At 43.2% G+C, this 14,147-nt stretch carries 17 protein-coding genes; 10 read left to right on the forward strand and 7 right to left on the reverse strand.

The window, feature by feature from the left end:
• Positions 1–19 precede the first annotated feature (19 nt).
• Both POW22_RS13240 and POW22_RS13245 read left to right on the forward strand, forming a co-directional pair.
• Entirely contained in the window at positions 20–742 is a 723-nt protein-coding gene (locus POW22_RS13240) for an RDD family protein (RefSeq protein ID WP_272833230.1), read from the forward strand.
• Entirely contained in the window at positions 739–1,350 is a 612-nt protein-coding gene (locus POW22_RS13245; RefSeq protein ID WP_272833231.1) for a trimeric intracellular cation channel family protein, read from the forward strand. The genes POW22_RS13240 and POW22_RS13245 overlap by 4 nt, the downstream gene beginning before the upstream one ends.
• A gap of 3 nt (positions 1,351–1,353) precedes the next feature.
• On the opposite strand, the gene POW22_RS13250 is transcribed toward POW22_RS13245, so the two are convergent.
• Positions 1,354–2,070, reverse strand: coding sequence for a peptidylprolyl isomerase (locus tag POW22_RS13250; RefSeq protein WP_272833232.1), 717 nt, complete (start codon positions 2,068–2,070; stop codon positions 1,354–1,356).
• A 48-nt stretch (positions 2,071–2,118) separates the two neighbouring features.
• Here POW22_RS13250 and POW22_RS13255 point away from each other — a divergent pair, with 48 nt between their 5' ends.
• A complete protein-coding gene (locus POW22_RS13255; protein WP_336407718.1) occupies positions 2,119–2,712 on the forward strand; it encodes an NUDIX hydrolase in 594 nt (197 codons plus the stop codon).
• Between the two features lie 44 nt (positions 2,713–2,756).
• Complete coding sequence (locus POW22_RS13260) at positions 2,757–3,563, forward strand: lysophospholipid acyltransferase family protein (RefSeq protein WP_272833234.1); 807 nt, start codon at positions 2,757–2,759, stop codon at positions 3,561–3,563.
• Positions 3,564–3,565: 2 nt separating this feature from the next.
• Here POW22_RS13260 and POW22_RS13265 read toward each other — a convergent pair whose 3' ends face one another.
• The 6 genes from POW22_RS13265 to POW22_RS13290 form a co-directional block, all read right to left on the reverse strand.
• On the reverse strand, positions 3,566–4,216 hold the full coding sequence (locus tag POW22_RS13265; RefSeq protein ID WP_272833235.1) for a hypothetical protein: 651 nt from the start codon (positions 4,214–4,216) through the stop codon (positions 3,566–3,568).
• A gap of 5 nt (positions 4,217–4,221) precedes the next feature.
• Positions 4,222–4,716, reverse strand: a complete 495-nt coding sequence (locus tag POW22_RS13270; protein WP_272833236.1) for an RNA polymerase sigma factor — start codon at positions 4,714–4,716, stop codon at positions 4,222–4,224.
• 140 nt (positions 4,717–4,856) lie between these two features.
• Entirely contained in the window at positions 4,857–5,222 is a 366-nt protein-coding gene (locus POW22_RS13275) for a hypothetical protein (RefSeq protein WP_272833237.1), read from the reverse strand.
• A 26-nt stretch (positions 5,223–5,248) separates the two neighbouring features.
• Entirely contained in the window at positions 5,249–6,358 is a 1,110-nt protein-coding gene (locus POW22_RS13280) for an adenylate/guanylate cyclase domain-containing protein (RefSeq protein WP_272833238.1), read from the reverse strand.
• Positions 6,359–6,363: 5 nt separating this feature from the next.
• Positions 6,364–6,963: a YdeI/OmpD-associated family protein gene (locus POW22_RS13285; RefSeq protein ID WP_272833239.1), complete on the reverse strand. Its 600-nt coding sequence runs from the start codon at positions 6,961–6,963 to the stop codon at positions 6,364–6,366.
• Positions 6,964–6,992: 29 nt separating this feature from the next.
• The gene (locus tag POW22_RS13290; RefSeq protein WP_272833240.1) at positions 6,993–8,015 is read right to left on the reverse strand and encodes a DUF1028 domain-containing protein; all 1,023 of its coding nucleotides are present in this window, start codon (positions 8,013–8,015) and stop codon (positions 6,993–6,995) included.
• A 142-nt stretch (positions 8,016–8,157) separates the two neighbouring features.
• On the opposite strand from POW22_RS13290, the gene POW22_RS13295 reads away from it, so the two are divergent.
• From POW22_RS13295 to POW22_RS13320, 6 genes are all read left to right on the forward strand, one after another.
• Positions 8,158–10,326: a TonB-dependent receptor gene (locus POW22_RS13295; protein WP_272833241.1), complete on the forward strand. Its 2,169-nt coding sequence runs from the start codon at positions 8,158–8,160 to the stop codon at positions 10,324–10,326.
• Positions 10,327–10,428: 102 nt separating this feature from the next.
• A complete protein-coding gene (locus tag POW22_RS13300; RefSeq protein WP_272833242.1) occupies positions 10,429–11,061 on the forward strand; it encodes a hypothetical protein in 633 nt (210 codons plus the stop codon).
• A gap of 2 nt (positions 11,062–11,063) precedes the next feature.
• A complete protein-coding gene (locus POW22_RS13305) occupies positions 11,064–12,398 on the forward strand; it encodes a 2TM domain-containing protein (RefSeq protein WP_272833243.1) in 1,335 nt (444 codons plus the stop codon).
• 91 nt (positions 12,399–12,489) lie between these two features.
• The gene (locus POW22_RS13310) at positions 12,490–12,873 is read left to right on the forward strand and encodes a 2TM domain-containing protein (protein ID WP_336407719.1); all 384 of its coding nucleotides are present in this window, start codon (positions 12,490–12,492) and stop codon (positions 12,871–12,873) included.
• 20 nt (positions 12,874–12,893) lie between these two features.
• Entirely contained in the window at positions 12,894–13,220 is a 327-nt protein-coding gene (locus tag POW22_RS13315; protein WP_272833244.1) for a 2TM domain-containing protein, read from the forward strand.
• 17 nt (positions 13,221–13,237) lie between these two features.
• Entirely contained in the window at positions 13,238–13,993 is a 756-nt protein-coding gene (locus tag POW22_RS13320; protein WP_272833245.1) for a LytR/AlgR family response regulator transcription factor, read from the forward strand.
• Positions 13,994–14,147 lie beyond the last annotated feature (154 nt).

A 14,147-nucleotide genomic window follows, 5' to 3' on the forward strand; every position in this document is an offset into this window, starting at 1 on the left:
GATAAGCACTTGCAAGCAAATGGCAAACTTACAAATTAGTACTACCCAGAACGTAAATTTAGGCTATACCATAGCCAGTGCTGGGGAGCGCATTCTGGCCTTATTGGTGGATCTGGTGATCTTTATTTTGTACTTCTACATTCTGAGTAAGGCCACTGCTGTTTTTGACCGAATGTTCAATGATGATTGGTCGGTATTTGGATTGCAATCCCTTTTGCTACTGCCCATTATGTTTTATTCCCTCTATATGCACATTCTCTTTGATGGGCGTACGGTAGGGAAGATGTGTTTGCAAATTCGCGTGGTCAAATTAGACGGATCACCGGTACATTGGTCTAATTATATGGTCCGCTGGATGATGCGTATCGTCGATCTTTGGGTTTTTCCAGCAATTGGACTTTTGACCCTTATTTTTAGTGAAAGACAACAGCGCATAGGCGATTCTGCCGCAGGAACGGTAGTGATCTCCACCAAGAAACGCTACAACATCAGCAGTACTATTTTAGAAGAGATCGAGCAGGAGTACACGCCTAAATTCGCCACGGTAACTCAACTCTCTGACAAGGACGCCCGACTCATCAAAGAAACTTATCGCATAGCCGTCCGCTCTAACGACTACAAGACACTCAATCTGCTTCGCGTCAAGGTTGAAAGCCTTATCGGAAGCAATTCAGACCTGTACGATCGTCAATACATTGACACGGTACTTAAGGACTACAATTACTACACGCAAAGTCTATGAGTTTGCTGCTTTGGGTCGATCTGTTAGGGACCATCGCTTTTGCTATTTCTGGGGTGCTTACTGCCATGAAAAAAGGCTTGGATCCTTTCGGGATCTTTATCATTGCCTTTGTGACCTCTGTTGGAGGAGGAACGGTCCGAGATCTGTTGATGGACGCGCCCGTTTTCTGGATGTATGATCTGATGTATATCTACACCATTGCAGGGGCCGCGGTCTTTGCGATCATTTTTAGATCACGCCTGAGCTATCTCAGAAGATCCTTGTTCCTCTTTGATACCATTGGAATCGCCTTGTACACCATGGTGGGTATTCAAAAGGGAATTGGGGCAGAGTTTCACCCTGTGATCTGTATCATTCTAGGAACCTTAAGTGCCTGCTTTGGTGGTGTGATTCGTGATATTCTGTGCAACGAGATCCCCATTATTTTTAGAAAAGAAATTTACGCGACGGCTTGTATAGCCGGAGGTGTGGTCTATTTTGCCGCCAGTTATGGGAACTTCCCGTCTTGGTTGCAATTTGGGCTGGCTGCAGGGGTTGTAATTGCTGTAAGACTTATTGCAGTGGTCTTTAAGCTGAGATTGCCCAGTTTCTATCCGCAGTCCTCTTGAGAATTAATCCAAAAGTTCTATACTGATATACACATTGTTGAGCGGCCATTCGCCTTCATCTGCTGGGAGATTGGCAATGGTGTCTACCACGTCCATCCCCTGAGTGACCTGTCCAAAAATGGTGTATTTGTTGTTGAGGTGTCCTGTACTTTTCTCCGGACCTAAAAAGATAAAGAACTCATAAGCTGCCGATTTGTTATCTGGATTCTCTCGATACCATTTGGCGCCAGAAATCGTGCCTCTGCGGTGACGACGACCGCTTTCTAACTCTGCAGAAAGTCTGTACTTCCCGAGTTTAGCGCGCTTGCGATTGGTGTCTGCGTTGTCACTGTTTCCCGCCTGAATGATAAAGTTCGGAACCACGCGGTGAAAGTAGGTATTGTCAAAGTAGCCCTCTTTGACCAAATACACAAAATTGGCTCGGTGTATCGGAGTATCTTTAAAGAGTTGTAATTCTATGTCTCCGTACTTGGTTTTTATTCGAGCGCGTGTTTCTGGATTTACTTTGCCATAAGACAATAGAACGCTGTCTGCAATGGCTTCCGTGAGAAAAGGAAGGGCTTGCGTACGCTCTTCTTTTTTTTCTGCTTCAGGCTCCTTTTTTACTACGGCTTCTGTCTTTTTTGTCTCTGCGGATGGCGTGTCGGCAGGGCTTTGTTTTTTAGTATCTTCACAAGCCGTAACAAAAAATAGCAGGCAAAAAAGCAACAGGAATCGCATAGTATGGATTTTTCTCAATTCGCATCAAAAATATCAAAAGTTCAGCAGATGTCACTCCCCGGAGAGGTGGCTCAATTAGAAATGGCCCCTCTAGAACGATTGCAAGAACTCAAGCGGAAAGCAGTTGAGGCGCAAACTGCGCGCAGGGCAGGTGTGATGGTGCTTTTTTATCCAGATCTGAAATTACAAACGCGTTTCGCGCTTATCTTGAGAAAGACCTATAAGGGTGTACATTCGGCTCAGATCGGTTTTCCAGGAGGAAGTTATGAAGATACTGACGCTGATCTGATGCAAACAGCCTTAAGAGAAACGGAGGAGGAGATCGGGGTTCCCACCAGTGATATAGTGGTTCTGAAAGAATTGACGCATGTCTATATTCCGCCGAGTAATTTTTATGTGCATCCCTATTTGGGTATTGCCCAGCAGACGCCAAACTTTGTCCTTCAAGAATCCGAAGTTGATGCTTTAGTAGAAGTTGATCTGCCGCAATTCCTATCTGATGATCCCTTGACCACACGCGTGCTTACTACCTCTTACGCCCACCAGATCAAGGTGCCGGCTTTTGAGCTCAACGGCCATATAGTCTGGGGTGCGACGGCTATGATGCTCAATGAGGTAAGAGAGCTGTTAAAGCAGCTTTAAGACCTGAGTCAATTTCGTATCTTTGGCGGGCTAAAGAAAACTACATGGGGCTTTTTAAGCGAAATCCATTCGGACATATTCTATTTATCAAACGTTGGTTGATCCGCATTTTGGGCGCCATGACCCACCGCAGATTCAAAGGCTTTAACGAGCTGCAGATAGAAGGTTCGGAGATCATCAAAGAGCTGCCAGAAAATAACGTACTATTCGTTTCCAATCACCAAACCTATTTTGCAGACGTAGTGGCTATGTTCCATGTGTTCAATGCGAGTTTGAGTGGGCGTGTGGATAGTATTAAGAATATTGGCTACTTATGGCAACCCAAGTTAAACCTCTACTTTGTGGCAGCCAAAGAGACCATGAGTGCTGGGCTCTTGCCTAAGATCTTAGCGTATACAGGTTCTGTGAGTATTGAGCGTACCTGGCGTGAAAAGGGGAAAGAGATCAATCGTCAAGTAAAGATGAGTGATGTCAACAATATTGCTGTGGCCTTAGAAGACGGTTGGGTAATCACCTTTCCGCAGGGAACAACAAAGCCTTGGAAGCCTATTCGTCGCGGTACAGCGCACATCATCAAACAGAATAAGCCATTAGTAGTTCCTATTGTCATTGATGGATTTAGACGTTCTTTTGATCGTAAAGGACTGCGCATCAAAAAGCGCAATATCTTGCAATCTATGGTGATCAAAGAACCGTTAGAGATCGATTATGAGAATGATTCGGTGGATTCTATAGTAGAGAAGCTACAGTATGCCATTGAACAGCATCCATCGTTCTTAAAGGTAATTCCACAAGAGGAGTTGGCTCAGGCAGAAGAGCTCAATAAAAAGCGTCGTTACCGCCAGGATTAGTTCTAGACCTCCATCTTTTTTAATTCTACATAATTGCGCTTAAGTCTGCGCAGCATTAAGCCGTATACTAAATAGTAGATCAAGGCAATAAAGCCAATGAAAAGTATACCCACAATGATCTGAGAGATAAAGAACACACTTGTGAAACTTGCCAAATCAACTTCTGCATAGCCTTCTGGGAAGGTTGCTTTTAAAAGTCCGTATAGTTGTTCTTTGTTGAAGTAGTAGTAAATATTGACCGCAAACAAAGTGAGTACAGAAGTACCAATGTTGTAATAGACAAAGTAGCGCACGGTGCGGCGGGTCTTTAAAATCTTACGCATCAATTCCTTGAGCGTATCGGTGCTATTTATGGCTTGGTAATTTCTGTAGAAGAGGTAAATGAAGCCAGCAAAAATGGTGTAGTGAATCACATTGACCAAAGTAAAGGCACGGCTAAGGCCCATGCCTTGATTGATGGTCTTACTCGATTCAGGAATCAAGAAATTAAGACCGATCCAAATGGCGATCTCGATCACAGAAGCGATCAGGATCCATTTGACGACAGAAGAGGACTTCTTCAAGATCATTGGATAGATATCGTCAAAACTCAGCTTCGGTAGCTCTTGCTCCCGTGCTTGCCATTGCTTTTTTAAAAGTTCGAGTTGATCCATAATTCCTACGGATTTAAAATTTTACGCAACTTTTCCTTTATTCTGTTCATCTTTACTCTAGCATTAACTTCTGAAATACCCATGGTTTCAGAGATTTCACGATAGGATTTGTCTTCCAGATACAAGAACACCAAGGCCTTGTCAATGTCATTCAAATCCTTTACTGCCGCGTACATCAGCTTCAATTGTTCCTCGATGGTATCATCGTACTTCTCCGACGCGATTTTAAAACTAACTCCTTCAAACTCCTGAGTCGCTACACCCTTCTTGCTCTTACGATAAAGTGTAATTGCCGTGTTCAGGGCCACACGATACATCCAAGTACTGAACTTGGCATCCCCGCGAAACTTAGGATAAGCCTTCCACAATTGTATAGTGATCTCTTGAAATAGGTCGTTGTGCGCATCCTGATTACGGGTGTACAGTCGACATATTTTATGAACCACGTTTTGATGCTCCTCGAGCTGTTTTACAAAACTATGTTTCAGGTTTTGATCCAAAGGTTGATTGTTAGTGTTAGAGGTTATTTTGCAGTTTACAATTGATCTGTTGTCAGCTGCAGTTTAACTTCATTGGTTTGTTCGATTTCCGCCCGATTTGTTACAGGAATTCTGATAAAATTGCGCGTATTTAATGGTAACTAGTTCTGAACCTGTACTTTAATTGGCCCTCCAGGGTTGAGCCAAGTTCCGCCGAGTTCATCAATGTTTACGTCTAATTCATCAGAAGTGTCTATGCTTTTCACATTGATATTCACTTCTTCTGAGGTGTCTACGCCGCGCAAATTCACATAGAGTTCATCATAAGTGTTGATGTCCTTAATGCTGACTTCAACCAAGCCGTTCTCATTAAGCGGAACCAGACCGTATTGCGAATGCGGTTTGAGATCGTTTAAGCCGTTATCGGCATAGGCCTTGGGCATCAAATCCAGTTTCATGGCAGTGTTAACGGTAAGGCAGACTGCAATTACAGTCAGGACTACTTTAGTATAGGTATCTGCTTTCATAATTTAAGTTTTGTAGGATGAATCAATTATTGTTCCGTAAAAGTCACCAGGGTCAAGGATTCTGATTTTCCCCGGAGCGGATGTGCTCCCAGATCTTTGGGTGTAATACCTTCCGGTAATTTAACCAACAATTGAGCAAAATCTTCACTGGCCAAAATATCAACACCCAAAGCATTACAGCTGCTTTGAATGCGCGCCGCAGTGTTGAGTACATCGCCAGAAAAAGCGATCTCTCGCTTTATTTGGCCCAATTCACCACTCATGACATTTCCGCAGTGATACCCAACTTTAAACTCAGGAACCAAACCGTATTTAGCTTGGTATTTAGAGGCTTTACTGTTGATCAGTTCTTTCATTAGATAATAACAATGTAGCGCGTTGGAATTTTTTAGCCCGCGTTTCATTTTCCAACTCAAAACCACTTCGTCCCCTACATATTGGTATACCTCGCCGTAGGTACGCACCACAGCGGGAGCAATATCCCTAAAGAAATCTTTGAGAAAATTAAAGTAACGTGCTTCCCCAAGCTGTTCGGCAATTCCCGTAGCATTGCGAATGTCTGCAAACATAAAAATGCGGCGCTCCTGTTTGGGTCTGAAGTACTTACCAAGCAGATAATCGGGGAAAACTCCAGGGCCAAAACGATCATTGACCATTAGAATGATAAGCGTAACCAAGACAATGAACAGCCAGATCAGGTAATTCTTTACAAACATCCAACTCGAGAAAAAGAAGAAGGTCTCTTCTAAAACATCCTCATCATAAACGGGGAGGTCCAAGTTCTGACCTTGTAAATAGATGTTTCCTGCAGCACTAACCAGAAATGCAGTTATGGTGTAGATCACCAGTATGATCAAAAATGCATTGATAAAGGAGAATCTGCGCAAGGCACGTTCCATTAAATGAATGGTGACTAAGCCTCCGATAATCCCAGCTGAGGTAGAGATGATCAAATTAGCGATGAAATTGGATAGAAAATCATATTCTGAGGTCAGTACCCGATTGCTGGCCAGAATACTGTATTCATAAAAGAACATCACATTGCTGATCAGCACCCAGGCAACGGTTACCCAGAAAGCCCTTCTGAGGTAGGCCCATACCTGCCTTTTTGAAGACCTAATCATTTTTCCCGCCATATGAATTAGCAGTTCTTGTATTTGTCGTGTAATCCTGCGCCTGCTGTAATCATTGGGCGGCACTTTTCTAAGCGATTCAAACGCGTTTTCTCTTGTTTTGCACTTCCGATATGATCGGCGTATTCGCGTTGCTTCCCGGGGGTTAGTCCTTCAAAGGCTGATTTTAATTCGGCATCTTGATCAAAAGCCGTTTGCAATGCTACAGGAATGACCAAAGCTTTAGTTTTACGCTGCGGCTTGATCTCTTTGCCTTGTTTTTGATTCTCAATGGCCTCTAAGGCGTAAGCATGGACCATGTCAAAATCAACTTCATCTATAGAATTCCAGTTGAGCTGTCGCATACCTCGGGTCTTACCTTCTTGGGCATTGCGTAAAACTCCTTTGGGGTCACTTAAAAAGGATCCATTGAAAAACCACAGTCCAAAGTGATTTTTAAAGGCGCCTATGCCCATAACATTCTTACCACCAACGGTATAAGTGGGAATGCCCCATTTGACCGTTTCAACGGCCTCGGTCTTTTGTAACAGACTGCGAAGTTTGGTGAGTTCCTGCTCCCAATGCTTGTTTTTGGTTATATAGGCGTCAATCTTTTCTGCATCGGTCATAGTATTAATTGTTTAGTTAGTTGTCAGTTTTAGGACCTTATAAAACTGATCGTCTGACGGTATCCGTCTGCCATTACTTGTACAAAGTAAACTCCTTTTGGCAGATCTGCCACAGACAAACGTACTTGGCCCTGTCCTTGTGATTCTGGCTCAATATTGAGTCGTTTACCACTGATGTCATATACTGTATACGTATTAACTACCACGTTTGGATTGTGCGCAATGGTCACAAATTCTGAGGCTGGATTCGGGAAGGCGCGCAATTGCAGATCCAAACTGTTCTCTTCTACAGATAAGAATGCATCGTAAAGCGTTTGCAACGAATCAATTGGCTCTTCTCCAAAAGGCATTTCTTCAATATTCAAACGCAGGTAAGGATTCCCTGGAGTATCATCTGGACGGTAGACCTGCAAAAAGGCAGAGGTAGATGAAGTTCCTCTATCCAAGCAACGCGCATCAGCGCCGGCAAAGTTCGCTCCCTGCATGGCGGCCATAAGCTTGTCTGCCAAGGTTCCAGTGGTGCTCACAAAATTCGCCTCCATATTCTCCAAAACAGTCGCGTTCAATAAAATATTCCCTTGTACAGAGTAGGTAGGGCCTTGAATGTCATCCTTGTAATCATCTGCACTAGAACCTGTATAACCTGCTGTACGCGGAGCTCCTGTATCTGGATTGAAATCTGCTATGCCGTATTGACGATAGGTTGGATCGTCAAAAGGTCCACCGCTGCCACAAGGAAAGCTATCGTTAGCAAAAAGCCAGGAGATGATTTCTGCCGGAGAGGCCCCAGCTTCCATTTGTTCGATCCCGTTTGCTAAGTTGGCATTCGGGATACAGACATAAGCCTGAGAGTTGATTCCTCCACGGCCGGGAATAATGGCGCTGATAATGTCAATTAGTCCTCCCAGATCTCCAACACCATCCACGCAGGATGCTCCTGCCGCTCCCACTTCACCCGTGGCAGGATCCACGGCTACAATAGAAAAGGTGTCTTGCGCTTTGGTCTGAAACAGCGCAAAGCACAGGGTTAATAGTAGTGTAATTTTTCGCATTTCTTTTTCAAATTGGTTACCCTTAAAGATACCACTTTTTCAGTTGAGCCTTCCTTTTTTACAGTTCAGTCCAAAATTTTAGTGCTCCCCATTTCGCTGCTGCATCTTTGAACCATCAATCAAAAAATGAAAATCAGCGCTCATGCGAAAATTCACCAAATCACTCGTCTTATTTTTAATCTCTTGTTTAGGATTTTTAATCCAGGCCTTTGGGCAAACTACAGTGAACGGTTCAGTTACTGACCCTAGTGGAAACCCAGTAGAAGGAGCCAATGTCTTTTTAGTGGGAACCTATGATGGCGCCTCTACGGCTGCGGATGGAAGCTTCAGCTTTGAATCCGAAGAAACAGGGGTGCAAACGCTGTCTATCTCTTATATAGGCTTTGAAACCTTGGAGTACGCTGCAGAAGTTACCGCAATGAACAATTTGCAACTCAAACTCCGAGAAGACCTCAATGCATTAGAAACCGTTGTGCTTTCTGCAGGAACCTTTGAAGCCGGAGACAACAGCAAGGTTTCTGTTTTAAAGCCCTTGGATGTGGTTACTACCGCGAGTGCCTTGGGCGATTTTGTAGGAGCGCTACAGACCTTACCGGGAACCACTACCGTTTCTGAAGACGGGCGTCTTTTTGTGCGTGGAGGAGATGCTGGGGAAACCCAGATCTTTATAGATGGGATACGCGTTTTTACGCCCTATACACCAACAACGAATAATATTCCAACCCGCGGCCGTTATTCGCCCTTTCTCTTTGACGGGATCACTTTTTCTACTGGAGGATATTCTGCGGAATACGGGCAGGGCTTGTCTTCTGTGCTTTTGCTCAATACCATTGATGAGCCTGTTCAGAATAAAACCGACATAGCCATTATGACCGTGGGCGGTTCTTTGGGACATACCAAACTTTGGGATAAGAGTTCGGTGAGTTTTAATGCTTCTTACATCAATCTGGCGCCTTATTTGGTGGTTTATCCGGATCGAAACGATTGGGACGAACCTTTTGAAACCTTTGCAGGAGAGGCAGTGTATCGTCACAAGATAGGAGACGGGCTTTTGAAAGTTTACACGGCTTTTGACAGTTCAAACTTTAGCTTGACGCAAGAGGATATCAATCTGGAGGAAGGCTTATTCTTCCGATTAAAAAATAGAAACTGGTATACCAACAGTTCTTATTACAAACGTTTTGATAACGGATGGAAGTTGGACTTGGGCGGAAGTTTTACCATTGCCAATACCGATGTGACCATTATTGATAACAATATTGACAATACGGAATACTCTGTTCACGCTAAAGCCAAGGTGAGAAAGCGATTCAACAGTCGATTTAAATTGGCTTTTGGAGCCGAGCAGTTTTGGACCGATTTTGATGAGAATTTCAACAATCCGGACGTCAATGTGGATTACGGCTTCAACAATAACATCAGTGCGGCATTTGCAGAGAGTGATATCATTTTCTCAAAGAAGTTCGCGGTAAAGGTCGGACTGCGAGGTGAGTACACCCAAGCCAACGACCGATTCAGTATTGCGCCGCGAGTTTCGTCAGCCTATAAAACGGGGAAACACAGTCAGCTGTCTTTGGCATACGGAAACTTTTATCAGCAGGTTGGAAATGACTTTTTAAAGTTCTCTCCGGGATTGGATCCGCAGATGACACAACACTATATCTTAAACTATCAGTTCAGTCATGAAGGGAAGATCTTTAGAGCAGAGCTGTATCGCAAAGACTATAATGATCTGGTCACCTTTGACACCGAAATGGCCGGTTTTGAGAGCCAATTTGGAAATGCTGGAGACGGTTATGCACAAGGCTTTGATCTCTTTTGGAGAGACAATACGTCCATAAAGAATCTGGACTATTGGGTGAGTTATTCCTATTTGGATACCGAGCGTCAGTACCAGAACTTTCCAACGGCAGCCACACCTAATTTTGCCAATACCCACAACCTTTCTGTGGTGACCAAACTTTGGGTAGATAAACTCAAGAGTCAATTGGGTTGGAGCTATCAATACGGCAGCGGAAGAACCTACACGGATCTCAACAGACCTGGATTTTTACAAGAAAAGACTAAGGATTTTCACAGTCTGAGTTTCAATTGGGCTTATCTAATTGACCAACAGAAGATCTTGTACTTCTCCGTGAACAATATGCTGGGCTTTAGAAATGTGAATGGGTACCAGTATGCCAACACGCCCAATGCCAACGGTCAATTTGACCGTAGAGCTTTGCGCCCAGCAGCAGATCAGTTCTTCTTTGTAGGCTTCTTTTGGACCATCTCAGATGACGGAACGGACAACCAATTGGACAATCTTTAGGCCATAATTACACTTCATCAGCAAAAAACAACAGTTGGGTCTACTAAAGTGTGAAATGCACTAACAAGCCCAGATATTTACGACATATTAATCACAACAGTCATGCAAACACTCGTATTTACTTTCGCTTTAATGATCTCTGTGGCCTTTGGAGTCACAGCACAAACTCCTTACCAAAAGGGCATGCAAAAAGCACTGACCACTTGGGGAGAGGATAAACCCATGGAGGCCTCAAATATTTTTGAGCGCATCGCTAATGCAGAAACCGACCAATGGTTGCCGGCCTATTACATAGCTTTGATCAATACTATTGAGAGCTATGAAGAAATGGATTTAGACAAAAGAACTGCCATGCTCAACAAAGCTCAGGAGTATTTGAACCTGGCTAAAGGCGTAAGCCCAAACAATCCAGAATTGTTGGTGGTAGAGGCACAATGGTATACCTCTTGGGTAGCCTTTGATGGAGAAAAGTACGGCATGCAGTATGCGCCTAAAGTTGCAGCCATCTATCAAAAGGCGGCAAAGATCGATCCTAATAACCCTCGAGTAGCCATGGGGAAACTCGAATGGGATATGGGAGCAGCGCGCTTTTTTGGGCAAGATCCTGCAGAATTCTGTGAAGATTTGCAAAAAGCTATACTTTTATATGACCACTTTCAGGCCAGTGAAGAGTTCTATCCGCAGCACGGAAAAGACTACGGCCTTAAAGTAATTGACAGTACTTGTAATAATTAATTATGACTCGATTCTTTAAAGAAGTAATCCGCGGTTTTGGATTTGGAATAATCATCTTCATCGTGCTGATGATCATCAGCTATATGTTGGGATGGCGCATAGAATCCTTTACTGAACTATTGACAGAATTTACCATCAATCAAATTTATTCTGTGGTCTTGTTTGTGCTCAACGGGTACATCATCAGCCACTTTGTCAAGAAGTATGGAAAACAATTCTTTAAAGCTAAGAATCTGATTCAATCGATCCTTTCCAGCTTAGGTGCGACCATTGCAGCCATAGCGGTGATCCGATTGTTCATCCATACTGTTTTAGAAGGTAAAGCCATCAGGGACTTTTTAGCTTCTGAAAGGCCGGAGTACTACATGGTGGCCCTTTTGATCACCGTGGTGATGCTCACCATTTATTACACCTTTTACTATTACAAGTTTACGCGTGATACGCAAGTTAAGGAGCAAAAGAAGATCGCGGGGTCTGCTGCAGCTAGTTTTGACGCTTTGAAAAATCAGTTGGATCCGCACTTTTTGTTCAACAGTTTGAACGTGCTCACCAGTCTGATTGAAGAGAATCCCAAAGCGGCCACTAAGTTCACGACCTCACTTTCTAAGGTATACCGATACGTCTTGGAGCAAAAGAACAAAGACCTGGTTACCCTGCAGGAAGAATTAGACTTTGCGCAGCTTTATATTTCGCTACTCAAGATGCGTTTTGAAGAAGCGATTGAATACAATCCGCCGCAAAGCCTAAAAAACCCAGATGCCAAAGTAGTGCCTTTGAGTTTGCAACTGTTGTTAGAGAACGCGGTGAAACACAATATGGTGACGCCCTCTAAACGCTTGGTGATCACTATTTATGAGCAAGACGGCGCCTTGGTGGTCAAGAACAACATCCAGCCTAAACAGGTGGTCAAAAAGAGTAGTGGCGTAGGATTGCAAAACATCAGACAGCGATATCAACTGCTTACAGACCGACCGGTATTGATCTCAGAAGTCAACAAAGAGTTTGTAGTGGCCATACCATTACTTACTAAACAAAAAGCAACAAAAATGAACATACAACAAGAATATATCAGTGAAAAAAGGTACCTGCGCGCACAGGAGCGTGTAGACAAGATCAAAGGGTTTTACGTGCACTTTGCCATCTATTTGATCTTTGTACCGGTCTTTATTTATTTGAATTTAATGTCTACGGATTTCCCTTGGGCCTTGTTTCCTATAGGTGGATGGGGACTGGGAGTCGTAGGTCATGCCATGGAGGTATTCAGTTACAATCCCCTATTGGGTAAGAACTGGGAAGAGCGCAAGATTCGGGAGTTTATGGACAAAGATGATCTTTAATACAATTCAGCAGTAAAAAACGACCGTTCGGTCCTAAAGAATTGTAGTGGCGATAGTCCTTAAATATCTTTGAGTATCAAATTTAAAAATCATGAGTAACAGTCCTAAAAATCAAAACAAATACATCCGCGCAAAAGAACGTGTAGAAGAACTCAAAAAGTTCTATACCAGTCTCATGTGGTACGTGATCATCATTCCATTTTTAGCATGGATTAATTACTCCACCAACGGCTTTAGTTACGTTTGGTTTCTATGGGCCGCATTTGGATGGGGAATCGGATTGGTTTTCCACGCAATCAAAGCCTTTAGGTTGAGCCCAATGTTCAATCGCGATTGGGAGGAGCGCAAGATCCGCCAGTTTATGAGAGAGGAAGAGTTCCATGAGAATGGAGGGCAACAAGAGGAGGAGTCTTGGGACGATAAGATCAACTGGGACACCGACAAGAATTACAATTCCGGCCAACGCTGGGAATAAGCATATAGCATTTATCAATCATGGAAAAATATACAAACTCAAAATACGGTCGCGCTAAGAAAAAGGTAGAGAATATCAAAGGTTTCTACAACCACCTAATTGTTTACCTTATTGTCAATACGGCCATCATCCTAATTCGCGTATTGGTGTTCAATGAAGGGAACATCGGTTTTGAGATCCCGCATTGGTCTATCATTACCACGCCACTTTTCTGGGGAATTGGTCTGTTCTTCCACGGAGTATGGGTCTTTAGCGATAGACTCGGCTTCATCAGAAACTGGGAAGAACGCAAGATCCGCGAGTTCATGCGCGAGGAAGAGGAAGAAGAACAAAACTTAAACTACTAATTGACCATTAATCTACTATGCAAGTAATAATCATTGAAGACGAGAAGCCATCAGCACGCCGTTTAAAGCGTATGCTTGAAGCACAAGATGTTGAAGTTTTGACGCTCTTGCATTCTGTTGAAGAATCCATAGCCTGGTTTTCGGAGAATTCGCATCCAGAAGTGATCTTTTTAGACATTCAGTTAAGCGACGGACTCTCCTTTGAGATCTTTGATAAAATTGAAATCACCAGTGCAATCATCTTCACCACTGCCTATGATGAATACGCCTTGCAAGCCTTTAAATTGAACAGTATTGATTACTTGCTAAAGCCTATTGATGAGGACGAATTGATCGCGGCCATAAACCAATATAAGAGTCAGCAAAAGCAAACCTCAAATGTGCAGCTCAACTTTGAGGACATCAAAAAACTTTTGACCAATCCGGTGGAGCGGGAGTACAAAAAACGCTTTACCGTCAAGATAGGGCAGCATTTGCGTATGATTCCGGTAGATGAGATCGAATGCTTTTACAGTGAGAACAAAGGTACTTATGCCCATACTTTTGAAGGGCGTGATTATTTACTCGACACTACCTTGGAACAGTTGGAGGATGAGTTGGAGCCGGCTACATTTTTCCGCATCAACAGAAAGTTTTACATCAACATCAATGCGATCAAAGACATCATTTCTTATACCAATTCGCGTTTGCAGATCAAGCTGGAGAGTTATAAGGATCAGGATGTTATCGTTGCAAGAGAACGTGTAAAGGACTTCAAACTGTGGTTGGAATAAGTCTGTAAATCCCTGATATCGAAACTTTAAACAAAATTATTCCCAAATGTTAAAAAAACTAACATTTGATAGTTTTTGTTAAATTTCTGTTATCAAATTCATAGATTTTTTAATACTTTAGGGCACGTTTAGAATAACAAATACGCTAAATCAA

Source organism: Gilvibacter sediminis, assembly GCF_028561565.1.
GTDB lineage: Bacteria > Bacteroidota > Bacteroidia > Flavobacteriales > Flavobacteriaceae > Gilvibacter > Gilvibacter sediminis.